Source organism: Blautia wexlerae DSM 19850, from assembly GCF_025148125.1.
Taxonomy (GTDB): Bacteria; Bacillota; Clostridia; order Lachnospirales; family Lachnospiraceae; genus Blautia_A; species Blautia_A wexlerae.
On sequence record NZ_CP102267.1, the window covers coordinates 1,542,746 to 1,568,419 of the forward strand.

Below are 25,674 nucleotides of genomic sequence, written 5' to 3' on the forward strand. Positions count from 1 at the left end.
CACAAAACAGATGGTAAATATAAACAACATACAGAAAGGATTTGCTGTTATGGATGAGACCAGATTAGATAAAATAGAAATTAAAGAGTTGGAGATTTTTGCAAACCATGGTGTATATCCCGAGGAAAATGTTCTGGGACAGAAATTTGTTATTTCTGCCACGCTTTTTACCAGAACACGTCTGGCGGGATTAACTGATGAGTTGTCTGCCTCCATAAACTATGGCGAAGTCAGCCATATGATTACTGATTTCACCAGAAAACATACTTATAAACTTCTGGAATCTCTTGCAGAGAATCTTGCAGAAATGCTTCTTTGCTCTCTTTCCGGACTTGAAAAAATCACTCTGAAGATCGAAAAGCCCTGGGCACCGGTTGGTCTTCCTCTGAAAACCGTATCTGTGGAAATCACGCGGAAGTGGCATACTGCTTACATTGCTTTTGGCTCTAATATGGGTGATAAAAAGATGTATATAGACAATGGAATCCGTGGTCTGGCAGAGACAAAAGGATGCCGTGTAGAGGCAATTTCCGATTATCTTATCACAGAACCTTACGGAGTTACTGATCAGGATGAATTTTTAAATGGAGTCCTGAAAATGCGGACACTTCTTACTCCTGAGGAATTGCTTGTGCGACTGCATCAGTTAGAACAGGAGGCAAACAGAGAACGTATCATCCACTGGGGACCGAGAACACTGGATCTGGATATCCTGTTTTATGATCAGGAAATCATTGATATGCCAGATCTTCATATTCCTCATATTGATCTGCACAACCGCGATTTTGTTCTTGTACCAATGAATCAGATTGCTCCGTATCTGCGACATCCTGTGTTAAATCAGACCATTTCGCAGCTTCTGGACAGCCTTCTGAACAAATCTGAAAATACTGCAAAATAAAGTGAACAGTAACCAGTAACGATATTTTTTTGAATGTTCCATTGATATTTACTTTGCCATTTTTTACAAACAGTGCTATGATATATTCAATGGAAATTCTATAAAAGAGAAAACATCTACAGGAGGGCAAAAAATTATGAAAATCAGACGCGAAGAACACATGGCAGGTGGAAATGGTCACGTAATCATCAAAGAAATCCTTGATGCAGAACAGTTGAATGGTAAATGTGGACTGTATGCACAGGTAACTCTGGAGCCGGGATGTTCACTGGGATATCATGAACATCATGGAGAAAGTGAAACCTATTATATTTTACAGGGACAGGGCGAATACAATGACAACGGTACCTATCGTCCGGTAAAAGCCGGAGATATTACATTCACACCGGACAATCATGGACATGCACTTGCAAATACAGGAAATACAGATCTGGTTTTTATGGCTCTGATCATTAAAGACTGATATAAAAGCAGCAGCACATATTTCTTATGGAAATAATGACTGCTGTTTTTATTACCAGGACAGACTGATTATAATAAGAAACAGTATAAATCAGGTAGCATTTTAGCCGAATTAAGTAAGTCCCCTGCTTCAATTGCGAAAAGTAATAAGCAGTGGGTGGGGACTTGCTTGTATCAGGAGGAGTGCAAGCTCCTTCTGATAAACTGCGAAGCAGTTATTCGATTATGAGCAAGTAGCGAAGCGGATTGCGAATATCCGCTTGATTAATCATTCAAATGGAGAATCAAACTATGTACAGAAAAACAGCAAAGAAGTTACTGAAATTCATAGAGAAAAGCCCCACTGCATTTCAGGCAGTGACGGAGATGACCAAAAGGCTTGACAAAGAAGGCTTTGAAGAATTGAAAGAGGAGGATCACTGGAAGCTTAAAAAAGGCGGAAATTATTATGTGACCAGAAATCATTCTGCGATCATAGCTTTTTCCATTCCGCAGAAGCCTGTGTGGAAGTTTCATATTATGGCAAGCCACAGTGATTCCCCTTCCCTTAAGATCAAGGAGAATCCTGAGATAGAGGTGGAGAATGCTTATATCAAACTGAATGTGGAGCGTTACGGTGGAATGATTCTGTCTCCGTGGTTTGACAGACCTCTGTCAGTGGCAGGAAGGCTGATCGTCCGTCAGGATGGAAAAATCAGAGAGAAGATGGTGACTGTGGACAGAGATTTGCTGGTTCTTCCTAATCTTGCCATTCATATGAACAGGGAAGTAAATGACGGATATAAATATAATGTGCAGAAGGATATGCTGCCTCTTTTCAGCGATAAGGAAGGAAAGGGCAGATTTATGGAAACTGTGGCTGAGGCCGCAGAAGTAAAGACAGAAGATATTCTGGGACATGATCTGTTTCTTTATGACAGAACTCCGGGTACTCTGTGGGGAGTAAATGAGGAATTTGTCTCTGCACCCAGACTGGATGATTTGCAGTGTGCATTCTCTTCTATGGAGGGATTCCTGCAGGGAAATCGTGAAGAAAGCATTTCTGTACATTGTGTGCTGGATAATGAAGAAGTGGGAAGCAGTACAAGACAGGGCGCTGCTTCTGCTTTCCTGAAGGATACTCTGATGCGGATCAATATGGGACTGGGACGTACCCAGGAGGAATATTATATGGCACTTGCAGACAGTTTTATGATTTCTGCAGATAATGCCCATGCTCTCCATCCAAACTATACGGATAAGACAGATCCGGTAAACCGTCCGGTGCTGAACGGGGGAATCGTGATCAAGTACAATGCAAACCAGAAATATTGTACAGATGGAGTGTCCGCTGCAATTTTCAAGGATATCTGTGACAGGGCAAAGGTGCCGTACCAGACCTTTGTGAACCGTTCGGATATGGCAGGCGGATCCACGCTGGGAAATATTTCCAATACCCAGGTTCCTGTGAAAACAGTGGATATCGGTCTGGCACAGCTTGCCATGCACTCTGTATATGAAACAACAGGTGCGAAAGATACAGAGAGCCTGGTTAAGGCAGCGACAGTATTTTTTGCATAGCTTGTCGGCACACTGGCAGATAAACGTAAATATAAAAATCAGGAGATAAGAAAGTGAACAGAAAAGCAGTGTTTTTTGATGCAGACGGAACACTCTGCGATATGGAAAAGGGTGTACCCCAGAGCACAAAGGAGGCATTGAAGAAATTAAGAGAAAACGGTCATGACGCATGGCTTTGCACAGGCAGGAGCAGGGCCTTTGTTTCCTGGTATCTGGAAGAGCTTCCGTTTACCGGTATGATCAGTGCCTGCGGGGCTACCATTGAAAAGGATGGAGAACGTCTTTTTAATAAAGAGATGCCCCCGGAAGTTGCAAAAAAGTCAGTGGAAATCCTGCGCAGATATGGTCTGGTCCCGGTTATGGAAGGTGCAGATTTCATGTATTATGATAAGGATGAATATAATACAGATGTGAACTGGTATACGGATCTGATCACAGAATCTTTAGGATCTAAATGGCGTCCCATCAGGGGAAATGAAGATTGTATGCGCATTAATAAGATCAGTGCCAAAATGATAAAGGGCTGTGATGCAGAAGCTGCCTGCAGGGAACTGAGTGAGTATTATGACATTATCCGTCATGAGAGTGGTTCAGGGATTGCGGGAACCACCATTGAACTTGTCCCAAAGGGCTTTAACAAGGCAGTGGGGATCTCGGCAGTGTGCAGACTCTTTGATATTCCATGGGAGGATACGATCGTGTTTGGAGACAGCAATAATGATCTCGCCATGTTTGAATATGCGGCGGTGAAGGTTGCCATGGGAAATGGTTCGGAGAAAATAAAAGCTCTGGCTGATCATATTACACAGGATATGTTCCATTATGGAATCAGAAACGGACTGGAATATCTGAAGCTGATATAAACACAAAAAACCTGGGATCAGATGAGTCCCAGGCTTTTGCATATATAGAGCCAGATTGTCATGGTAAAGGAGCTTAATAGAGTGGTAGTCATAACCACACCGGAAGTAAAATCGCCGTCATACTTCATGTTTTTGGCCATGATATAACAGCTTACAGTAGTGGCAGAACCAAGCATGATAATGATCGCAACCAGCATATCATGGGAAAATCCCAGAAGCACAGCCAGTGGAAGAAATACAGCTTCATATCCCACAAGCTTCAGAAAGGTACATGCGATCAGTGGCTTCGGTCTTGCGAATGCCTTGCCGAATTTCAGTGCGCCACCCATGGCCATCAGCCCAAGAGGAGTCGCTGTTTTTCCGAGATTATCTACGGCAGTATTCAGAATTGTTGGCATTGGCAGATGAAGCAGTGACCACACCATACCTGTCAGGATACCAAGGATAATAGGGTTCGTGGCGATTCCTTTCAGGGTTCGGATAAGCTTTGCGGTATCAAGTTTACCGCCGCCGGGAGCGAACAGTGACAGTGTTATAACTGCCATCACATTATAAAGCGGCACACTTCCGATGATCATAAGCGGTGCCATTCCTGCGTTTCCGTAAAGATTCTGGATAATTGCAATTCCAAGGATCGCAGCGCTGCTCCGGTAAGAAGCCTGGATAAATTCACCCTGGATATTTCGCGGTTTCAGCAGATAGGAAAGTCCTGTGGAAATTCCGATACTGATCAGTGTGACAAAGAAGCAGAACAATACAAATTTCGTATTCCACACACTGTAGAAATCTGACTTTGCAATATCCAGAAACAAAAGCGCAGGCAGAGCTGCATTAAATACGAACTTATTCAGACGGCTGACAAAGGTGTCATCAAAGAGTCCGATCTTCCGAAAAAAGAGCCCGAGCATCAGGGTGAGAAAAATCGGGATTGTAGCATTAAGACAGAAAATAAGATTCTCCATTTTCATAAATCCTTTCAAAAAAATGATTTCTGTACAAAAAGTACGGTTCATAAGGTGACTGCTATATCACAAGTTACTGTTCACTCCGTTCACAGTAACGTAGCCAAAATTCATTCCAGATTGCCTGCGGCAATGGAATTTTGGCTTGTATGTCTCGGGATTTTGGCATATTCATGCCAAAACACCTCGCGGGACGGTGGTGTGTGAACAGTAACTATCACAATAACACCATGATTATAAACGTTTGACAGGAATTGTCAAATTCCGATTTCTGTGTTATTCTGAAAAAAATGGTTGCTGTTCAGTATGCCTTGCAGATTGCGGGAATGATTTTTCAGACACGCTCTAAGAGCAGAGTGAACAGTAATAAAATTGCAGACAGTGGAGTGGTGGATCATGAAATATGGAAAGATAAGGATAGAAGATGGATTTCTGGTTTTTACCAGACATATGATGATAAACAATCTTCCATGTAAAGACATTGTATGGGCATATATGCGAAAAGAGGGAGCAGATGAAGGTGATGACAGACAGCTGAGTGTAAATTATCTTGTAATTGTTACCAGACGTAAGAAGAGATACAAGTTCGATATGACAGAAAAAGAGATCCATGAGTGTATCCGCATTCTTAAGATATTAAACCCGGATATGGCAACAGGTTTCCCGAAGGGCGGCAGGATATCTCTTCATAGTCTGCCGAATACCAGAGATCTGGGTGCGATCGTTACAGCTGATGACAGACACATCCTGCCGAGGAGGCTTCTGAGAAGCGGGGAACTTTATCACATTTCAGAGAGCGATAAGAACAGACTCAGAGAAGAATACAATCTGAAGACGGTGATCGACCTGCGTTCGGCAGAAGAGAGAAAATGTAAACCGGATACTATTATAGCAGAAGTAGAATACTACCATGTACCGGTTGTGGATGAGGATGTGCAGGTTATCAGCAACAGAGAACAGTTTGTGAAAATGCTTGCAGGACTCCCGGATGATATGGAAGAATATATGATCAGACAGTACAGGAATTTATGCATGGATCAGCTGGTGTTGAAACAGTATGCGAAGTTTATCGATATTCTTTTCAGGCAGGAAAAAGGTGCTGTTTTGTGGCATTGCGGAACTGGAAAGGATCGTACAGGGATCGGGACTGCTTTTCTGCTCAGTCTGCTGGGGGTGGAGGAAGATGTGATATATGAAGACTATCTGCGCACAAACCGTTATATGGAGCCCAAACTGGTATATATGCAGAGACTTGTACAGACCTGGCCGGAGGCAGATGAGAAAATGACCGAGAAGCTTCCAATTATATATAATGTAAAAGAGGAGTATTTGGCTGCTGTTTTTGAAACAGTGAAAAAGACTTATGGTTCTATGGAAAAGTTTTTCCAGACCGTATTTTATCTGAAACCGAAAATGATCGAAGAGTTCAGAAATAAATATCTGATATAGGCAGTTGATTTGATGTTTTTACAAAAGTTATCATAGAGTTACTGTTCACTGGTAATATCCCGCGAAGCGTGTTGCTGGGAACGAAGTGAACAGTAACGTCACAGAAAGACATTTGTTTTTGTGCGAAAAATTTATTGACAAAATCACGATTATTGATATAATGGTAACCATACGAGCTATTTATTATATTAACGTGGTGAAAATGTACACGTTGAAAGCAGGTGGGACATGCAGAAGAGAGTATTATCCCTGTTAGTAGATAATACTGCAGGTGTAACAACCAGAGTATCTGGATTATTCAGCCGCAGAGGCTATAACATCGACAGCATTACCGGAGGTGTAACAGCGGACGAGCGTTTTTCCAGAATTACCGTTGTGTGCAGCGGGGATGAACTGATTCTGGAGCAGATCACGAATCAGCTTGCCAAGCTTGTAGATGTAAGAGATATTAAGATCCTGGAGCCGGACAACAGCGTATGCCATGAATTAATGATGATCAAGGTGGCTGCGAAACCGGAGCAGAGACAGGGACTCATTTCCATAGCGGATGTTTTCCATGCGAAAGTCGCAGACGTAAGTGTGGATTCCATGATACTGGAGATGACAGGTAACCATAATAAACTGGAGGCATTTCTTGAGCTGATGGGCGATTACGAGATTCTCGAACTTGCACGTACAGGAATGACCGGTTTATCAAGAGGTTCGCAGGATGTAACCTATTTCTGATGAAAAGACCGGAAGGCTTTTCGGAATGCAGGAAATGGAAGAATGTCTCAGAAACAGTACATATATAGTTTGCTAGGGGAGCATCCCTTAACGATAAATTTTTTTACGATTAGCAGGAGGAAAATAAAATGGCTAACAAGATTTTTTATCAGGAAGATTGTAATTTAAGCTTACTGGATGGTAAAAAAATTGCAATTATTGGATACGGAAGCCAGGGACATGCACATGCTCTGAACTTAAAGGATTCCGGATGTGATGTCATTATCGGTCTTTATGAAGGCAGCAAATCCTGGAAGAGAGCTGAAGAGCAGGGCTTTAAGGTATATACAGCAGCTGAAGCAGCTAAACAGGCAGATATCATCATGATTCTTATCAATGATGAATTACAGGCTAAACTTTACAAAGAATCCATCGAGCCAAACCTTGAAGAAGGCAACATGTTAATGTTTGCTCATGGTTTCAATATCCATTTCGGATGCATCAAACCACCAAAGAATGTTGATGTTACAATGATCGCTCCTAAAGCACCTGGTCATACAGTAAGAAGTGAGTATCAGGCTGGAAAAGGAACACCTTGTCTTATCGCTGTAGAGCAGGATTACACAGGAAAAGCTCAGGATCTTGCACTGGCATATGGTCTTGGAATCGGCGGAGCAAGAGCTGGTCTTCTTGAAACTACATTCCGTGTAGAGACAGAGACAGACCTCTTTGGTGAGCAGGCTGTACTTTGCGGTGGTGTTTGCGCACTTATGCAGGCTGGTTTCGAAACACTTGTTGAAGCTGGTTATGATCCAAGAAATGCATACTTTGAATGTATTCATGAAATGAAACTGATCGTAGACCTGATTTATCAGTCAGGATTCGCAGGAATGAGATATTCTATCTCCAACACTGCTGAATATGGTGATTACATCACAGGACCTAAGATCATCACAGAAGATACAAAGAAAGCTATGAAGAAAATTCTTTCTGATATCCAGGATGGTACATTTGCAAAAGACTTCTTACTTGATATGTCTGATGCAGGTGCACAGGTTCACTTCAAAGCTATGAGAAAGAAAGCTTCTGAGCATCAGTCTGAGAAAGTTGGCGAAGAAATCCGTAAACTTTACAGCTGGAATGGTGAAGACAAACTCATCAACAACTAATCTGAATATGATTAAATTAAAATCCCCTGCTGAATGGCAGGGGATTTTTTATGTTATAGGAAATTACTCCGTAATGTTCCTATAACATAAAAAAGCCCTCCGGGCAGGATCGCACTGCGACGGAGAGGAATTATGTCGCTGAAGCGACCCGCCACAGGCGGAGAATCCTGCAAGCAGGATTCTTTCTTGTATGTACTGACTCAATGATGGTTGTTTGTTCTGTATTATGCAATTCTTAAGATTATGCATAATATAACAAGATGCAAATCAATCTCAGCATTTTATAATTCGACAATCTGTCCTTTTTTTACGTCATATCTGCAGTACTTACCATTTCCGGAAATAAATGGCTGATATGTATCTGTCCTGTTATCTTTAAGATATACAATTCCGGTAGCGATCATCTCCACTAATGAAAAGCGTTCGCTGAGACTGGAAATCCACTTATATGTTTTGTTCTTTGATGAACTTGCCATAACCATATTGTAGGCATGTCCGTCTTCGGTGGCTTCCAGAGAAAAATATACTTTCTCTGCCTTATCAGGAGCATCGAAGACCTGACTTGTAATATAGGAAGAAAAATTGGTGCTTACAAAATTTCGGAAAGATTTTATATCATAAGTGATTCCGGATACTTCGTCTGTGATTTTATCTCCGCGTTCCAGACGAGTTTTAATAATCTTTAGTACCTCTACAGTCCAGTTGATAAAAGAGATACTACTGTAATTCATACTTTCCATCAACTGTTCGATTAGTTTGCGTGACAGGATATTGGAGCGTATTGCCTCATCATAAAGTTCTTTGTTCATGACATTTTCCCTCTTTTTTGATTATTTGTAACTATTCAGCAGTCTACTATCCCGCGAGGTGTTTTGGCATGAACATGCCAAAATCCCGAGACATACAAGTCAAAATCCCATCGCCGAAGGCGATTTTTAATGGATTTTGACTCGTAACTGTGAAGGTACTGAACAGTTACGATTATTTTATGTTTGTTATAGTGTTTCCGCACATTTCTATGTTATACTGATTATAAATCTGTTTGTTGTAAAATGCAACAAAAAACGGACGAATAAATAAAAATATTTGTGAACAGTAACGAATATATTGTTGCCTGTATTTTTGTTTCTCGGAACGATAATGAGACATAAGGAAAATTGAGGAGGATAAAATGGAGATAGAAGAAGAGTTTATTTCGGGATTTTGCAGAACATGTAATGGAGGGCAGACTGTCTGCTGCGAATATACGATGGAAGGAGATAAAAGAACCCTCACATTTATGGATTGTGCACATGACAGATGTGTGAATTATGCTGCCTGTGAAATCTACAAACAGGCACATGAAATGGAACGATAAGAATATGTGAGGGTGTACGAAAAGCAGTGAACTGCGAAATGTATTGCTGAGAACGGAGGGGATAGTAACCCGCAAATGCTGTAATTATCGGATTAACCGGAGTTAGAATCAAACATATATGAAAAATAGGCATCTTTGAATGCAGAATAGTTATTTCTGGAAATAGGGACAGAGGAAATGCCGGTAGTGACCATAGTTCTTGTGAACTGTTTTATGTGCGACAGGTTTACAATATAGCTTCGGTGACATTTAAAGAATCCTTTTGCCGGAGTAAAGACCCCTTCACACTTTGCAAATAATTCGCGGATTTTTAAAGTAGTTCCATTTGAAAGGCAGACCAGAACCTGTTTATTCTGAGCTTCCAGATAATCTACATCATTGAGCGTAATTGAGCAGAATCCGTCTGCAGTATGTGCGACGAAAATTTTCGCCGGAACATGATAAGTTTTAAAAAAATCATCCATAACAGAAAAAAGTTTCAGAGTATTTACTGGTTTTAAAAGATAATGAAAAGCTTTTACATCATAGGAATCCAGGGCAAATTCTCTGGAAGAAGTCAAAAAAATCACAGGAACAGTCAGTCCCATGCTGCGTATTTCTCTTGCTGTATCTATGCCGTTTAATAATGGCATGATGATGTCGAGAAAGATCAGATCTACCGGAATTGTCCGGAGAGCTGTTAACAGATCATCACCGTTGGAATATGGATACAGGGTAAGTGAAAAATCATTTTTTTCCGCCCAGTGAGTCAGAAGTGAACTTAATTCCCGGGTAAAGAGTATTTCATCATCACAAATTGCAATATTCATAATTTTTATCAAAACCTTTCTGTGAGTGAATAAATGTTATGTATTGTATCCGGCAGTGGAAATCCTGTGTCAGATGATAATTCGCAGGACAAAGCAATGGTCCACGATAGAAAAATGACATTGTCCATGCAATTGTTCCACATAATAAATAATACTCCTGACACCGATTCCATGCCCGTTTCTGGTAGAAACCGGAACTCCATCTACAAATGCCGGAATTTTTTCTACGGGATTTTCCAGTTGGAACAGAATGTGATTCTTTTTCTGTGAAAGAGTAAGCCGGGCCCATTTTGAAGGTGATTCCAGCTGCTCCAGTGCATGCATGGAGTTTTCCAGCGCATTGGACAGGATTGTACAGAGGGACAGATCGGAGCATGGAAGTTCTTTTCCTGTAGAAACATTGCATATAAGAGACAATCCTCTGTCTGTGAAACGGGAATGATAAATGGAAAGCACAGAGTTCAGCATTTCATTTCCGGAATAGGCGGCGATGATCGTATCGTCATATGCAGAATTAATTTCATGGATGTATTCCTGTGCTTTATCCGGATGTCCGTTTTGCAGCTGGGTCAGAATAATACTCAGATGGTGGCGCATATCATGCCGCAGGATCGCCAGTCTCTGGCTGCTGATCTTTACCTGTTCAATTTCGTTTTGCATGGATTGAAGCTGCATTTCACGAAGATTGCTGTATTGCGTTATCTCCTGTTTATTCTCATATTCCTGAAAGTAGATGATGAGAAATACCAGGTAGGCAATGCAGAATGCAAATCCCATGAACTCAACAACTGCTTTATTTCCGGAATAAAGTAAAGTTGAAAACTTGGTGGAAGCATAATCAAAAACGTAATATACAAATGGCAGGAAACCGATGATGGAAAGCTCACGTGCATTCTTTGTAAAAATTGTTTTTGTAGATCGAAATACATATCGATAAAGAAGGACAAAAGTTAAGGTTGTTGTTAAGATCCGCACAGAATAATAACACCACTGTAATCCTGTTATTGCCAAAGCGAATAATCCGGTCCAGTTGCTTATCTGGCAACACAGATAGGCAGAAAAGACAGAAACAGCGGAAGAAATCAGAGGATACTTATAATGAACGGAGAGGAATAAAACCAATGGAAAATGTACGATCAGAGGATAGGACATATTTGCAAGAGTTTCCCCAAATAATGCCAGATCAATTACATATAACAGTCCCTGCCCTAAAAATAACAGAAACATAGTCAGGATATTTTTTCTGATCGGTTTGATCCCAAGAAAAAATGCAGAACAGTAAATTCCAAAGAGCATGGTAGTGACACCATGAACAGTAGATAAAATCTGTTCAGACATAACAGCACCTCCGTCTGATAAGGATTGATAAAATTTATCATCAAAATGTTGTATATATATCAAGTATAAAAGATTTCAAATTTAAAGACAACCTTTTTCCATACCATTCACGCCATATAATTACTGTTCGCGTGAAAGAGAAAAAATGCTGTTGTTCTGTGTTATAATCAGTCTATAAAGGAATATCGAAAAAACATACGAGGAAGGAGATGAAAGAGAGAACATATTTAACGATATACCGGCGCTAGATGAAAAAAGAAAAACAGAAGAAAAACAGACCTGATGGAGAAGTACCATGCAGGTCTGTTTTTATATCATTCTTTCCTGTTTTTACTTATTTACATCAATATAACTGTACAATGTATATTTGGAGATTCCGAAATAATTTGCAACCTTATCTCCGGATTTGGTAATAAGGAAAGCACCTGCATCATTTAAGAACTGAATAGCAGTAACCTTATCCTCCTTATTCATTAAAGGAACAGGTTTGCCTACCAGAGCTACAGATTCTTCGATCAGATGATCAAGAAGATCATTGACATTATGAGTGATCTCTTTGGGCTTCTCTTCCTTATTTTCCGGAGTGACAAGAGAATGAAGGGCAGATTCGATCATAGTAAGCTTGGTAATGTCATAATTGATTCCGAAAACATAATGAAGGGTACCATCGTCATCATGAATGTAGGAAGTGCTGCACTTCAGGATCTTGCCGTCTGCTGTTTTCATCAGATAACCGGTATGGTCTTCGGGGGTTGCTCCTTTTTCCTGATTGCGGATCGCATCAAAAACAGCATTGGATGGTCCGTCTCCGATATCTCTGTTTGTAACATGACCATTTACGATGTAGACGATGGAATGTTCCGGCTCCGAAGTTTTCAGATCATGGATTACCACTTCACAGTCAGGTCCGAACTGGGAAGCAAGATCAGTAGCGATTTGTTTTAACACAGTAAGTCGTCCCATTTGATTTCCTCCTATTAATATAACTTTTAAACGGATCATAACCGAATCGGGCGGGGCTTCTATAGTCTGAGCAGTAACAGTCATTCGATTATGAGCATGTAGTAAAGCGGATAAATTTATCCGTCAAAACGTTCAGTGCAGACACATGGAAACTGCACATTTTTTATATTCTATCATAAAAAAAAGGAAATAAAAAGAGCCTAAAAAAAATAAATGTGAATACCTTAAAAAATTTGTGATTATAATCATAAATCATTGAAGTGATATAGGAATCGTGGTATATTTTAAACATGAGAATTGCGATAAGTTAGGGGTAAAATACTTTTTGTCCCTAACTTATAATAAAGAAAGGGGTGTCAGAAACAGTGAAAACTTTACTGAAGAATGGTACAGTAGTAGCGGGGGATATGTCTGTTATAGAAGATGTTCTTATAGATGGAGAGAAGATTGTAAAAGTAGGCCGGAATCTGGAAGCAGAGGATGCACAGGTAGTTGATGTAAACGGTAAGCTGCTTTTTCCGGGATTTATAGACGGACATACACATTTTGACCTGGAAGTGGCAGGAACAGTGACGGCAGATGATTTTGAAACAGGAACAAGAGCTGCCATTGCAGGAGGAACAACTCTGGTGATCGATTATGCGTCTCAGGATAAAGGTGGTCATACGCTGAAGGAAGGCCTTGAGAAGTGGCATAAGAAAGCAGATGGGAAATGTTCCTGTGATTATTCTTTCCATATGTCTGTTGTGGAATGGAATGAGGAAACTGAGAGAGAAATACAGGATATGATCAATGAAGGGATTACCAGTTTTAAGCTTTACATGACTTATCCGGCAATGATCGTAGATGACGGTGACCTTTATAAGATTATTAAGAAATTAAATGAATACGGATGTTTTGCAGGGGTACATTGTGAGAATGCAGGGGCAATCGATGCGTTGATCGCAGAAGCCAAAAAAGAGGGACGTCTGGGACCTGAGAATCACCCGTTGGTGCGTCCGGATATTATGGAGGCAGAGGCAGTTCACCGCCTTCTTGTGATCGCAGATGCAGCAGATGCTCCTGTAATGGTAGTACATCTTACAAACCGGAAAGCATTTGAAGAAGTGATGCGTGCCAGAATGAACGGACAAAAGGTATATGCGGAAACCTGTCCGCAGTATCTGCTTCTGGATGACAGTGTATATTCAAAACCGGATTTTGAAGGTGCCAAATACGTGTGTGCACCTCCAATCCGTAAGAAAGCAGATCAGGACTGCCTGTGGAAAGCACTGGCGAATGATCAGATCCAGACGGTTGCAACTGACCAGTGCAGCTTTACAATGGAGCAGAAAGCTCTTGGTAAAGATGATTTCACGAAGATTCCGGGAGGGCTGCCGGGAGTACAGACGAGAGGAACTCTGCTTTATACATACGGTGTACGCACAGGCAGGATCACGCAGGAACAGATGTGCCGTCTGTTAAGTGAGAATGCAGCTAAACTTTACGGAGTGTATCCCAATAAGGGCGTGATACGTGAGGGAAGTGATGCAGATATTGTTGTATTTGATCCTGAGAAGGAAAGCGTTATCTCTGCAAAGACACATCTGTATCATACGGATAATAATCCATATGAGGGATTTAAGCTTCATGGAGATATTGACAGCGTATATTTAAGAGGAGCTCATGTGGTGCAGGATGGAAAAGTAATTCTGGAGAAAACAGGAAAATATATTAAACGCGGTAATAAGCAGTGAATATAAAGAATAACAAGAGGTGACAGAAAATGAAACATGAAGTAAATGCAATGGGAAAACAGTGCCCGATTCCGGTAGTGATGACAAAGAAGGTTATTGATAATGCGGCAGTCGGTGATGAGATTGAAATTCTGATCGATAATGAAACCGCAGTGAATAATCTGAGCAGACTTGCAAATAAAACAGGCTGTACGTTTGTATCTGAAAAACTGGGAGACAAAAAGTATCAGGTGAAGATGGCAGTAAAGACTGAACAGACAGGTGGTACCTTGGAAGAAGAGGAATTTGTCTGCGAAGCACCGCATAAAAAAGTGACGGTAGCGGTAATCTCCTCAAATGTTATGGGAAATGGTGATGATGAACTGGGAAAGATTTTGATCAAAGGATTTATCTATGCCCTTTCTCAGATGGAAACACATCCGGATACAATCCTTTTCTATAATGGAGGTGCAAAACTTACAACAGAAGACTCTGAAAGTTTGGAAGATCTGAAAAAGATGGAAGAAGAGGGCGTGGAAATCCTGACCTGCGGTACCTGCCTGAAGCATTATGGACTGATGGAGAAACTGATGGTTGGAAAAGTTACCGATATGTATACGATTGCAGAGCGTATGACAGGTGCAGATAAGGTGATTCGTCCGTAAGAAAATGAAGGCCATCATATCTGAGAAAAAAGACAGATATGATGGTATTTTGAACTTTTATTGCAATTTCTGTTCTCTGATATTGTGGTATCTGGCATATCCGGTAAGAATCAGAGTCAGGGCACCATCGCCTGTTACGTTACAGGCTGTCCCAAAACTGTCCTGAAGGGCAAAGATAGTCAGCATCAGAGCTGTAGCAGAATCGCCGAATTTCAGGATACCGGTGATAATACCGAGAGATGCCATAACAGTGCCTCCCGGTACACCCGGAGCACCAATGGCAAAAATTCCAAGCAGGACACAGAAAAGAGCCATGGCCCCCGGCGCAGGAACTGCACCATAAAGAATTTTGGAGATTGCCATACAGAAGAATACTTCTGTGAGGACAGAACCACAGAGATGAATATTGGCAAACAGCGGAATACCAAAATCTACCAGATCCTTTCGGAGAGGTTTTGCCCTGTGTGCGCATTGGAGGGCGACCGGCAGTGTGGCAGCAGATGACATGGTACCTATGGCTGTGAGGTAGGCGGGACCATAATGTTTCACAACTTTCAGAGGATTTTCTCTGGAATAAATTCCTGCAAGTATATATAGAAGAGCTATCCAGATAAAATGTCCGATCAGAACAATGACGATTACCTGAAGGAATACAGGAAGCTGTCTGGTGATTGTTCCTTCGTATGCCAGTGAACAGAAAGTCAGTCCGATGAAGTATGGGAGAATCGGAATAATGACTCTTGATACAATAGCCAGTATGATCTTCTGGAATTCTTCAAGAAAAGAAGAAATCAGACTGGCTTTTGTCCATGCAGATGCAAGTCCCAGCATAATGGCCAGTACAAGTGCACTCATGACAGGCATTATCTGTGGAATGGAAAGTTCAAAAACTACATCCGGCAAAGCTTTGAGATGACTGGCAGTGGAGCTGAAGGACAAATGTGGGATCAGCAGGTATCCGGATAATGCAGAGAATAAAGCAGCTCCCAGTGAGGAAGCATAGGCAATACTGACTGCAACACCTAACATTCTGGAAGCATTGTTTCCGAGTCTGGTAATAGATGGTGCGATAAATCCAATGATGATCAGCGGAACAGAAAAGCTGATCAGCTGACCAAGAATATACTTCGATGTTACAACCACATTCAGTACTGCAGTCGTAATGGCAGATTCATCTATTATATTAAGAAGAAGTCCGATACAGATTCCAAAAGCCACGCCGACAAGCAGTCTGAAGGGCAGACTGTGTAGAAAAAAGTTTTTTTTCATAATAATCCCCCTTTTTCTGTCAATTATAATATATAATGATGTCATGGTCAAAAGGTATTTTATATCGAAACAGGAGAGAGTTATGTACAGAAAAATTTATCAAATTTTGGAAGAAACAGGAAAAGTAAAAACAGCAATGGTTTTAAACGGGAATCATAAGGGCGAAAAATGTCTGATAAAAGAAAACCATTGTTTATCATCCGATGAAAATACAGCAGATTTCTGGAAAAAATATGAAGCTGATCTGGCGGAGTGCCAGGAGACAAAAGTTATTCATATGGGAGATGTAGATTTCTTTGTGGAAATTTATGTGAAAAATCCGCAGCTTATCATTTTTGGAGGCGGACATGTTTCGCAGCCTGTTGCAAAAATCGGAAAAATGTTGGGATTTCATGTGACTGTTATGGATGACAGAGAAGATTTTGTGACTTCAGAGAGATTTCCGGATGCCGATCGGCTGATCAAAGGCAGCTATGATAAACTTTCAGACAAAATACCGGCCTATGAAAATGCTTATTATGTGATCGTGACAAGAGGTCATCTCGGAGACAGTGCCTGTGCCAGACAGATCCTGAGACGCCCTTATACTTATCTGGGAATGATCGGCAGTAAAAATAAGGTAAAACTGACCAGAGAAAAATTACTCGGAGAAGGTTTCAGCGAAGAACAGCTCAACAGTATCCATGCACCGATTGGATTGCCGATCGGAGGACATATGCCGGCAGAGATTGCTGTAAGTATTGCTGCGGAGATCGTTCAGGAAAAGAACAGGTATGATGTTTCTTATATTGATGGAGCTGTGGAGGATGCTGTCAGGAAAAAAGAAAATGGAATTATGATCACGATCATATCCAAGAGTGGTTCTTCTCCAAGAGGGACAGGAAGTAAAATGTTTATTGATAAAGACGGGAATTCATATGGAAGCATCGGAGGCGGAAATGTAGAATTTCAGGCTTTGAAATATGCGCCAGAAGCGCAGCATGGTGAAATCAGAAAATATAATCTGTCTAACCAGGGCGGTGCGAATCTGGGAATGATCTGTGGCGGCGAGGTGGAAGTCCTTTATGAATTGTTGTAGATAAACACAGAACCTACAGCGTTACTGAGAACGGAGTGAACAGTAACCCTGCAGCAATTCCGCGCAAATGGAAGAAAGCAGACAAAGCAGGACAAAACGCATACTTGAATTATCTGTAAGAATCGTGTATATTAATACATAAAGCGAACACAGAAAACACGAGGGGACAGAAGCGTGTTTGATAAAGGAGGAAACTACTTATGAAGAAATCACTTTGGCTGGTTCTTGTACTGGGACTTGCATTTGCTGCTCAGGGATGCGGATTTGATCCTACTATTGATTCCAGCGTTATGATCGTTAAAGTAACACCAACACCGGAAGTCACACCTACTCCTGAGGCTTCAGAGGCAACACCAACACCGGAAGCAACACCAACGCCGGCAGCAGAGCAGACAGCCAGTGGTGTAAAAGTAGAAGTGAAATCCGGTACCTATTATGCGTCATCAGAATTAAATCTTCGTTCTGATGCAAGTTCAGATGCAGATCTGATTTCAAGTGTGGCAGCCGGAACTCAGCTGAACAGTACAGGTGTATGCGAGAATGGATGGATTCGTGTGGATTATAATGGACAGACCTGTTATGCAAGCGGAGATTTTGTGACAACAACAGCTCCGGCAGCAGACGCAGGTGAGACTGCAGCAGATACATCAGCAGATACGTCTTATGATGAAAGTGCAGAATAATCTGATGATATAAAAATTTGTATCAGTCCTCTTTGAATATATTTCTATGAGAGGTACAATAAAGGCTTTTTTGGAAAAATGTTGACAAAAATGTATAAGTAAAAGCAGAAGCTGCAGGGGATAATGACCTGTCAGCTTCTGCTTTTTTTGTCTGAAAAATACGATAGAAATCTTTTTCGGTGTGTTGTTTATGAGGATTGCTGTAATACTGTAGAATGTTACTGTGGATAAATAAGTCTGTCCGGCTTGATATCATAAAGAACTTCATCCAGAAATTTTCCTGCCAGATATTTTGCCATAGGCAGATTCATATCCAGATAATTTCCGCAGTCTTTTGCAGATGCTCCCGGAACTTCACCTTCAAAATCACGTATAAATTCAAAAGTCTCGATCATAAGCGGAACGATATCCTTGGACTCATAATCTCCATTTAAAAGAAGATAATTGCCTGTACGGCATCCCATCGGTCCCCAGTAGATCATTTTAGAGCCGAACTCTTTATGATTTCTCAGGAATGTTGCTGCCAGATGCTCGATCGTGTGAAGCTCAGCGGTATTCATCACAGGTTCTTCGTTAGGAGAAGTCATACGGATATCGAAGGTAGTGATCATACTGCCGCCAACCGGATCCTTACGTGAAACATAAATTCCAGGCTGTAATTTGATATGGTCAATGGTAAAACTTGTTATTTTTTCCATTTTGGATTCCTCGCTTTCTTTTGCAGATATATTCTGACTGTTCATCAGTCTGTTGTTCCGGTTTCACTGCAAAAAGGGAAGGTACAGAACTGAACAGCCATATACATTTTAACAGGCAATCAGAAAGAAGTAAACACAGGAAACACAGGAAACATTCACAATTTGAACATTTTGTGAAAAGAGTTGTTTTTTTTCTGAGATAGGTTATAATCAGATTGTTGTAAATGATTTCGGAGGTAAAGGAAAATGAAAAGAAAATTACTGGCAGCACTTTGTGTTACAGCTATGTCAGCAGGTTTACTGGCAGGATGTGGCAGCAGTGATAAAACAGAAGAGAGTACAAAAACAGAGGAAACAGCGAAAGAGGAGACTTCTTCTCAGGAAGAGACGGAGACAAAAGCTGCTTCTTCTGACAGTGATAATGTAGCAAGTGAAGAAGAGGCAGAAAAAGCCGGATTTTCTGATGGTTCTGATGAAAAGAGTGATTCTGCTGATACAGATTCTGAAAATAAAGATTCTTCAGACAGCAGTACAACCAGTGTGCTTTTGGATACTTCCAAAGAACTGACAGGAATTCATCACGCAGAGATTGAAGTAAAGGATTACGGTACGATTGATGTGGAACTGGATGCAGATACAGCACCGATCACAGTGACAAATTTCGTGAAACTCGCACAGGAAGGTTTTTATGACGGACTGACATTCCACCGTATCATGGATGGATTCATGATCCAGGGTGGTGATCCCAACGGAGACGGAACAGGTGGATCAAAAGAGAATATTAAGGGTGAGTTCAGCAACAATGGAGTAGACAATGATATTTCCCACACAAGAGGGACTATTTCCATGGCAAGAGCCAGTGATCCGGACAGCGCAAGCTCGCAGTTCTTTATTGTTCAGGCAGACAGTACATTCCTGGACGGAGATTATGCAGGATTTGGCCATGTGACAGAAGGCATGGATATTGTTGATAAGATCTGCGAGGATGCAAAACCGACAGACGACAATGGAACAATCCCGTCAGATCAGCAGCCGGTTATTGAGAAGATTACCATTACAGATTAAGTAAAACAGAAAATAAAGCAAGTGTCCGAAAAACAGAACAAAAATTGAAAAAAGGCACAGCAAAAAACAGCAGGGAAGATATGAAAAAAATCTTTCCTGCTGTTTGGTTTAAGAAGGGAACAATTACGGATTAATTTTTGATTACCAGTACCGGGATTGGCGGATTGTTGGGGCGGTTGTAGTAATCGCTTTTGATTACCAGGTATTGATGGGAATCAAGATTTTTCAGCCAGTCAAGGATCTGATCCCTCTCTTCAAATCCGGAATCGCCACCACTGTAGATACAAAGAGAAATCATCCCGCCTTTTTTCAGAAGTGTTAAAGCCTGAGTCAGCGCCTGAATGCTGGTTTCACCTCTGGTTGCAAGTGAATGATCTCCACCGGGAAGATAACCAAAATTAAATACAATGCAGCTTACACTGTCTGGTGTGGCATATTCTGCCATATTTGCGTGAGATTCCAGAAGCAGTCTGTAATTTTCCGGAACATGTCCGGCGTTCAGTCTCTTTTGGGTTGCAGTCAGTGCCTGCTCCTGAATATCAAAGGCAAGAACCTTTCCTGATTCTCCGCATAGCTGCGAAAGCAGAAGTGTATCATTTCCGTTTCCCATTGTAGCATCAATACAGAAGTCTCCTTCCTGTACCTGCTGTCTGATAAAAGCTGCGCACCATTGCGTGATCTGATAATTCTTCATATATTCCTATATTCCTCCACAAAGTCATACACCGGATTTATATGTTGATATCAGTATATTATAATAATCCGGTCTGTCAGTTAAGTCAGGTAGAGTCCAGCGCAAATTATGGATATCTGACTGATTATTATTATAATGCAGGAAATCTTTATAAACAACGGTTAAGTGTAATCTTGCTGAGGTTCACCGTTACTGTTCACACACCACTATCCCGCGAGGTGTTTTGGCATGAATATGCCAAAATCCCGAGACATACAAGCCAAAATTCATTCCAGATTGTTTCGCAAATAAAACAAATCACTTATTGCATTTTTGATAATAATTAGTCTATAATAAATAGAATTGTAAAAGTCAGAATCCTGTTATCAAAGATGAATTATGATAGATTTTGACATGTAAGTATAAAGACGTAGAAACAGCCAGAAATAATATAATATAATATGGTTCGGAGAAAGAGGTAAAGGAAAATGACACTGGAAGGAAAAACAGTATTACTGGGAGTGACAGGCAGCATTGCGGCGTATAAGATTGCATATCTGGCAAGCGCGCTGAAGAAACGCCATGCAGATGTTCATGTGCTGATGACAGAGAATGCCACGAATTTTATCAATCCGATCACTTTTGAAACTCTCACAGGAAATAAATGTCTGGTGGATACCTTTGACCGGAATTTTCAGTTTCAGGTAGAGCATGTATCGATTGCAAAGAAAGCAGATGCGGTGATGATCGCACCGGCAAGTGCCAATGTGATCGGTAAACTGGCACATGGGATCGCAGATGACATGCTTACTACCACGATCATGGCATGCAAATGTAAAAAATTCATTTCCCCGGCCATGAATACCAATATGTTTGAGAATCCTGTAGTACAGGATAATTTAAAGATTCTGGAGCATTACGGATATGAAGTAATCGCTCCGGCGTGTGGATATCTGGCATGTGGTGACACAGGAGCGGGAAAAATGCCGGAACCTGAGACATTACTTGCCTATATTGAGCGCGAAGCTGCCTGTGAGAAAGATCTGAAAGGAAAGAAAATCCTTGTAACTGCAGGTCCTACACAGGAATCTGTTGATCCTGTTCGTTATCTTACCAATCATTCTTCAGGAAAAATGGGCTATGCTATTGCGAAAGCTGCCATGCTCCGAGGTGCAGATGTCACGCTGGTCAGCGGACGTACTTCAATTGAACCTCCCATGTTTGTAAATCTGATACCTGTTGTGACTGCAAGAGACATGTATGAAGCTGTAACTTCTGTCAGCAACGAACAGGACATCATTATTAAAGCTGCTGCTGTGGCAGATTACCGCCCTGCCAGAATCAGTGAAGAAAAAGTTAAGAAAAGTGACGGACAGATGTCCATAGAACTGGAAAGAACAGATGATATCCTGAAGTTTCTTGGGGAACACAAACGGCATGGACAGTTTCTCTGCGGATTTTCCATGGAGACACAGAATGTGATCGACAATTCCAGAGCCAAGCTGGCAAAGAAAAATCTGGATATGGTGGCTGCCAACAATGTGAAAGTGGAGGGCGCCGGATTTCAGGGAGATACCAATGTACTGACATTGATCACACAGGATGAGGAAATCTCTCTTCCGCTTATGAGTAAAGAAGACGCAGCTTTTAGGATCCTGGATAAAATCTTTTCGCTGATGCAGGATTCTGTCTGTTAAGGGAACAGGACGATTAAGAAATTGGAGATAAATAATTATGATTTTAGCAATTGACGTTGGAAACACCAACATTGTAGTTGGATGTATTGATGACCTGAAAACATATTTTATAGAACGCCTTTCTACTAACCGTACAAAGACGGAACTGGAATATGCGGTGGATTTAAAGAATGTTCTTGATATCTATCATATAAAAAAAACAGAGATTGAGGGCTGTATTATTTCTTCTGTAGTGCCGCAGATCACAAATATTGTGAAACTTGCCGCAGAGAAAATTCTTAAGAAAAATGCAATTGTTCTCGGACCCGGTGTAAAGACAGGACTGAATATTATGATGGATAATCCGGGACAGCTTGGCGCAGATCAGGTTGCTGATGCAGTGGCAGGAATTGCCGGTTATCCGGTGCCGTTGATCCTTATCGATATGGGAACTGCAACCACAGCGTCTGTTGTCAACAGTAAGAAGCAGTATGTAGGCGGAATGATTCTTCCGGGTGTAGGGGTTTCCCTGGATGCACTTACTGCGAGGGCTTCCCAGCTCAGCGGAATCAGTATTGATGCGCCAAGACATGTGATCGGGAAAAACACGATCGAATGTATGAAGAGCGGGGTTCTTTACAGCAATGCAGCAGCTCTGGATGGAATTATTGACAGGATCGAAGAGGAACTGGGGGAGAAGGCAACTGTAGTGGCAACCGGTGGTCTGGCAAAGAAAATCGTTCCTCATTGTAAGAGAGAAATCATTCTGGACGAGGAACTTCTTCTGAGAGGTCTTCTGATTATTTATGAGAAAAATAAGTAAGAATGTATATGCATTCATATCAAAACAGTTCATCAGACAAAAAGCTGATGAACTGTTTTGTTTGCAGTAATTTATGGAATTGCTATAAATACATTATTTTAGAGGATTGCTATCAAAGGCAGAAATGAAATCAATGGGAAGCGGAGCAGTAAAAAGCATGACCTTTCCGGTTGTCGGATGAGTAAACTCCAGCTGATAAGAATGGAGGGGCTGGCGGTTTATCCGACGGTAATCAGGATTGTATAAATAATCTCCGGGCAGAGGATGCCCGATATATTTCATATGCACACGGATCTGGTGTGTGCGTCCTGTTTCCAGATGAAGTTCGGCCAGAGAATATTCTTTTCCTGCCGCCAGCCGTTCATAATGAGTTATTGCAGACTCCCCGGTTCCGAAATTTACTTCTCTGGTGATCACGGAGCCTTCCATTCGTGCGATAGGAGCGTTGATCGTTCCGGAGTCAGGAAGAAGCCCGTCTACAAGTGCGAGATAAGTCCTGAGAATCTGACGTTTTTTCATCTGAACTGACAGAATCGCTGCGCTGAGGGGATTTTTGGCAAGGATCAGAGCACCGGTGGTATCCCGGTCCAGCCGGTTGATACAGCGGTAAACAAAATCCTCTCCTTTTTCTGCAAAATACCAGGCGATTCCATTTGCCAGAGTATTTTCATAATTTCCCGCAGAAGGGTGCACAGGCATATCTGCAGGCTTGTTTATCACAAGGATATCCTCATCTTCATAAATGATATTCAAATCCATCTTTGTACGGATAATGTTTTCTCCTGATTCGGTTTCAGGAACAGTGACGATCAGATGATCCTGCGGTTTAAGCACTGATCGTCCGAAACCACGTTCACCATTGAGAATGATGGTGTTGGGAGTGTTCTTCATTGAGCTTAATATGTGGCGGGAAAACCCCTCTTTTTTTAGAAAGTCCAGAATCGTGACCGGAGTTGTATTTTCGGAGATAATATATTTAAGGATTCTTTGCATATGATCTGTCTGCTTTCTTGATTTGTATAAGATTTAAGAATTGCGGGGCTGATATGCCCTGCCTTATTTTTGCCAGATTTACTGTATCAGATTTTGAAGAATATAACAAGAACAACTGTCAGATTTCATAAGAATGCTTAAAAAATACATTTTATTCTATTGCATCACAGAAAATTAAGCGTATAATCAAAAAAAGAAAATAGATTCAGGTGGAAAAAGATGAAAGAACAGCAACATATTTTCACGAACAAAATGCTTCGAACCCTGTTGATACCGGTTATTTTTGAACAGGTACTGAATTCCCTGATGGGAACTGTGGATACCATGATGGTCAGCAATGTAGGCTCTGCCGCAATATCCGCAGTATCTCTGGTGGATTCCATCAATGTATTGGTGATCCAGGCGTTCTCAGCGCTGGCAGCAGGCGGTGCAATCCTCTGTTCACAGTACATAGGTCAGAAAAATCATGAAATGGCAAATAAATCAGCAAGACAGGTATTATTTATCATTACTGCCATATCCGTAGCAGTGACTGCTCTGTGCTTGCTGTTTCGTGTGCCGCTGTTAAAACTGATATTCGGAAAAGTAGAATCAGATGTTATGACTGCCTCTCAGGTGTATTTCTTCTATACGGCATTATCCTTCCCATTTATAGCACTTTATGATGCGGGAGCATCCATATTCCGGTCCCAGGGAAATACCAGAGGGCCAATGACAGTATCGGTTATTTCAAATGTGATTAATATCGGCGGAAATGCGGCGCTGATCTGGGGATTCAATATGGGAGTGGCAGGAGCTGCCATCGCAACTCTTGCATCCAGAGTCTTCTGTGCTGTAGTAGTACTCTGGCAGCTTCGTATGGACAGACAGCCTATTGTAGTCAGAAATTACAGACAGATCCGTCCGGATGGAAAAATGATCAGAAGAGTTCTGGCTCTGGGAATCCCGTCCGGCATAGAGAACAGCATGTTTCAGCTTGGAAAGCTGGCAATACAGTCTTCCGTATCTACACTGGGGACGGTAGCCATTGCAGCTCAGGCAATGACGAATATCCTTGAGAACCTTAACGGTATTGCAGCTATCGGTGTAGGAATCGGTCTGATGACTGTAGTAGGACAGTGTCTGGGAGCGGGCAGAAAGGATGAGGCAGTTTACTATATTAAGAAATTAAGTGTTCTTGCAGAAATCATTGTTGTTGCAAGCTGTCTTTTGGTGTTTGCCTTAACCATTCCGGTCACAAAGCTGGGTGGTATGGAACCGGAAAGTGCAAGAATGTGTTTCCATATGATATCCTGGATAACGGTTGTCAAACCTATTGTATGGACCCTGGCATTTATCCCTGCTTATGGCCTTAGAGCAGCCGGAGATGTAAAATTTTCCATGATCACATCCTGTATCACTATGTGGACATTCCGTTTTTGCCTTTGTGTATATCTGATCCGTTTCAGAGGCTTCGGCCCAATGGCTGTATGGATTGGAATGTTTACTGACTGGACAGTGCGGGGAATCGTATTTTCTCTTCGCTTCCACAGTAGGAAATGGCTGAAGCATAAGGTAGTATAACAAGGTGGTATAGCCATGAAATGCGTTGACTTTTACTGCTCAAAATTATATAATGATTCTCGGAAATAATTCTGGAAAAGCATTACAGGAAGTCAGGTGAAATTCCTGCGCAAGTCCGTTACTGTAACAGCCAGATACTGTCTGCTTTTCATTGTAGAGAGGAAATATGATCTGCGGCAACCAGAGGATATTTCGGGAAAAGAACTTTCAGGAGGGATTTTGTTGCACACAGAAA

25 protein-coding genes are annotated in these 25,674 nt (G+C 41.4%); 16 read left to right on the top strand and 9 right to left on the bottom strand.

The features are described from left to right. Positions 1–10: 10 nt before the first annotated feature. The 4 genes from folK (at position 11) to NQ550_RS07175 (ending at position 3,786) form a co-directional block, all read left to right on the top strand. Complete coding sequence (gene folK / locus NQ550_RS07160) at positions 11–901, top strand: 2-amino-4-hydroxy-6-hydroxymethyldihydropteridine diphosphokinase (RefSeq protein ID WP_330671127.1); 891 nt, start codon at positions 11–13, stop codon at positions 899–901. A 136-nt stretch (positions 902–1,037) separates the two neighbouring features. Further along, positions 1,038–1,364, top strand: a complete 327-nt coding sequence (locus NQ550_RS07165; protein WP_008704853.1) for a cupin domain-containing protein — start codon at positions 1,038–1,040, stop codon at positions 1,362–1,364. Positions 1,365–1,654: 290 nt separating this feature from the next. Continuing rightward, positions 1,655–2,923: a M18 family aminopeptidase gene (locus NQ550_RS07170; RefSeq protein WP_025580979.1), complete on the top strand. Its 1,269-nt coding sequence runs from the start codon at positions 1,655–1,657 to the stop codon at positions 2,921–2,923. A 53-nt stretch (positions 2,924–2,976) separates the two neighbouring features. Then, the gene (locus NQ550_RS07175) at positions 2,977–3,786 is read left to right on the top strand and encodes an HAD family hydrolase (protein ID WP_025580980.1); all 810 of its coding nucleotides are present in this window, start codon (positions 2,977–2,979) and stop codon (positions 3,784–3,786) included. Between the two features lie 17 nt (positions 3,787–3,803). On the opposite strand, the gene NQ550_RS07180 is transcribed toward NQ550_RS07175, so the two are convergent. Beyond that, entirely contained in the window at positions 3,804–4,748 is a 945-nt protein-coding gene (locus tag NQ550_RS07180; protein WP_025580981.1) for an AEC family transporter, read from the bottom strand. A 396-nt stretch (positions 4,749–5,144) separates the two neighbouring features. Here NQ550_RS07180 and NQ550_RS07185 point away from each other — a divergent pair, with 396 nt between their 5' ends. The 3 genes from NQ550_RS07185 (at position 5,145) to ilvC (ending at position 8,071) form a co-directional block, all read left to right on the top strand. Further along, positions 5,145–6,197 (top strand): tyrosine-protein phosphatase, encoded by a 1,053-nt coding sequence (locus NQ550_RS07185; RefSeq protein WP_020993720.1) that lies wholly within the window; start codon positions 5,145–5,147, stop codon positions 6,195–6,197. A gap of 228 nt (positions 6,198–6,425) precedes the next feature. After that, positions 6,426–6,923, top strand: coding sequence for an acetolactate synthase small subunit (gene ilvN / locus NQ550_RS07190; protein ID WP_008704845.1), 498 nt, complete (start codon positions 6,426–6,428; stop codon positions 6,921–6,923). Positions 6,924–7,051: 128 nt separating this feature from the next. Continuing rightward, positions 7,052–8,071, top strand: a complete 1,020-nt coding sequence (ilvC, locus tag NQ550_RS07195; RefSeq protein ID WP_008704844.1) for a ketol-acid reductoisomerase — start codon at positions 7,052–7,054, stop codon at positions 8,069–8,071. 281 nt (positions 8,072–8,352) lie between these two features. Here the strand turns inward: ilvC and NQ550_RS07200 are convergent, their stop codons facing one another. Next, a complete protein-coding gene (locus NQ550_RS07200; protein ID WP_173681139.1) occupies positions 8,353–8,880 on the bottom strand; it encodes a hypothetical protein in 528 nt (175 codons plus the stop codon). Positions 8,881–9,242: 362 nt separating this feature from the next. Between NQ550_RS07200 and NQ550_RS07205 the strand changes: the two genes are divergently transcribed. Continuing rightward, the gene (locus NQ550_RS07205; RefSeq protein ID WP_008704840.1) at positions 9,243–9,428 is read left to right on the top strand and encodes a hypothetical protein; all 186 of its coding nucleotides are present in this window, start codon (positions 9,243–9,245) and stop codon (positions 9,426–9,428) included. A gap of 92 nt (positions 9,429–9,520) precedes the next feature. Here NQ550_RS07205 and NQ550_RS07210 read toward each other — a convergent pair whose 3' ends face one another. The 3 genes from NQ550_RS07210 to NQ550_RS07220 all read right to left on the bottom strand — a co-directional run bounded on the left by NQ550_RS07210 (position 9,521) and on the right by NQ550_RS07220 (position 12,538). Beyond that, on the bottom strand, positions 9,521–10,237 hold the full coding sequence (locus NQ550_RS07210) for a LytR/AlgR family response regulator transcription factor (protein WP_025576970.1): 717 nt from the start codon (positions 10,235–10,237) through the stop codon (positions 9,521–9,523). Positions 10,238–10,306: 69 nt separating this feature from the next. After that, entirely contained in the window at positions 10,307–11,575 is a 1,269-nt protein-coding gene (locus tag NQ550_RS07215; RefSeq protein WP_025576969.1) for a sensor histidine kinase, read from the bottom strand. Between the two features lie 330 nt (positions 11,576–11,905). Further along, complete coding sequence (locus NQ550_RS07220; RefSeq protein ID WP_025576968.1) at positions 11,906–12,538, bottom strand: helix-turn-helix transcriptional regulator; 633 nt, start codon at positions 12,536–12,538, stop codon at positions 11,906–11,908. A gap of 365 nt (positions 12,539–12,903) precedes the next feature. Between NQ550_RS07220 and hydA the strand changes: the two genes are divergently transcribed. Together hydA and yedF are read left to right on the top strand one after the other, a co-directional pair. Further along, positions 12,904–14,274, top strand: coding sequence for a dihydropyrimidinase (gene hydA / locus NQ550_RS07225; RefSeq protein ID WP_025576967.1), 1,371 nt, complete (start codon positions 12,904–12,906; stop codon positions 14,272–14,274). 29 nt (positions 14,275–14,303) lie between these two features. Next, a complete protein-coding gene (gene yedF / locus NQ550_RS07230) occupies positions 14,304–14,918 on the top strand; it encodes a sulfurtransferase-like selenium metabolism protein YedF (protein WP_022381449.1) in 615 nt (204 codons plus the stop codon). A 57-nt stretch (positions 14,919–14,975) separates the two neighbouring features. Here the strand turns inward: yedF and NQ550_RS07235 are convergent, their stop codons facing one another. After that, positions 14,976–16,187, bottom strand: coding sequence for a dicarboxylate/amino acid:cation symporter (locus NQ550_RS07235; protein ID WP_025576966.1), 1,212 nt, complete (start codon positions 16,185–16,187; stop codon positions 14,976–14,978). A gap of 82 nt (positions 16,188–16,269) precedes the next feature. On the opposite strand from NQ550_RS07235, the gene NQ550_RS07240 reads away from it, so the two are divergent. Then, positions 16,270–17,265, top strand: coding sequence for an XdhC family protein (locus tag NQ550_RS07240; protein ID WP_025576965.1), 996 nt, complete (start codon positions 16,270–16,272; stop codon positions 17,263–17,265). Between the two features lie 200 nt (positions 17,266–17,465). Continuing rightward, positions 17,466–17,948: an SH3 domain-containing protein gene (locus NQ550_RS07245; protein WP_025576964.1), complete on the top strand. Its 483-nt coding sequence runs from the start codon at positions 17,466–17,468 to the stop codon at positions 17,946–17,948. Positions 17,949–18,166: 218 nt separating this feature from the next. Here the strand turns inward: NQ550_RS07245 and NQ550_RS07250 are convergent, their stop codons facing one another. Continuing rightward, positions 18,167–18,646: an S-ribosylhomocysteine lyase gene (locus tag NQ550_RS07250; RefSeq protein ID WP_008704822.1), complete on the bottom strand. Its 480-nt coding sequence runs from the start codon at positions 18,644–18,646 to the stop codon at positions 18,167–18,169. Between the two features lie 246 nt (positions 18,647–18,892). Between NQ550_RS07250 and NQ550_RS07255 the strand changes: the two genes are divergently transcribed. Then, positions 18,893–19,711: a peptidylprolyl isomerase gene (locus NQ550_RS07255; RefSeq protein ID WP_022381454.1), complete on the top strand. Its 819-nt coding sequence runs from the start codon at positions 18,893–18,895 to the stop codon at positions 19,709–19,711. A gap of 130 nt (positions 19,712–19,841) precedes the next feature. Here the strand turns inward: NQ550_RS07255 and mnmM are convergent, their stop codons facing one another. Next, a complete protein-coding gene (gene mnmM / locus NQ550_RS07260) occupies positions 19,842–20,405 on the bottom strand; it encodes a tRNA 5-(aminomethyl)-2-thiouridylate-methyltransferase MnmM (protein ID WP_025576963.1) in 564 nt (187 codons plus the stop codon). Between the two features lie 467 nt (positions 20,406–20,872). Here mnmM and coaBC point away from each other — a divergent pair, with 467 nt between their 5' ends. Together coaBC and NQ550_RS07270 are read left to right on the top strand one after the other, a co-directional pair. Then, a complete protein-coding gene (gene coaBC, locus NQ550_RS07265) occupies positions 20,873–22,081 on the top strand; it encodes a bifunctional phosphopantothenoylcysteine decarboxylase/phosphopantothenate--cysteine ligase CoaBC (protein ID WP_025576962.1) in 1,209 nt (402 codons plus the stop codon). Positions 22,082–22,118: 37 nt separating this feature from the next. Continuing rightward, positions 22,119–22,883, top strand: coding sequence for a type III pantothenate kinase (locus tag NQ550_RS07270; protein ID WP_025576961.1), 765 nt, complete (start codon positions 22,119–22,121; stop codon positions 22,881–22,883). Between the two features lie 93 nt (positions 22,884–22,976). Here NQ550_RS07270 and NQ550_RS07275 read toward each other — a convergent pair whose 3' ends face one another. Further along, entirely contained in the window at positions 22,977–23,876 is a 900-nt protein-coding gene (locus NQ550_RS07275; RefSeq protein WP_025576960.1) for an RluA family pseudouridine synthase, read from the bottom strand. Between the two features lie 219 nt (positions 23,877–24,095). Between NQ550_RS07275 and NQ550_RS07280 the strand changes: the two genes are divergently transcribed. Further along, the gene (locus tag NQ550_RS07280; RefSeq protein ID WP_025576959.1) at positions 24,096–25,439 is read left to right on the top strand and encodes an MATE family efflux transporter; all 1,344 of its coding nucleotides are present in this window, start codon (positions 24,096–24,098) and stop codon (positions 25,437–25,439) included. The last annotated feature ends 235 nt before the right edge of the window (positions 25,440–25,674 follow it).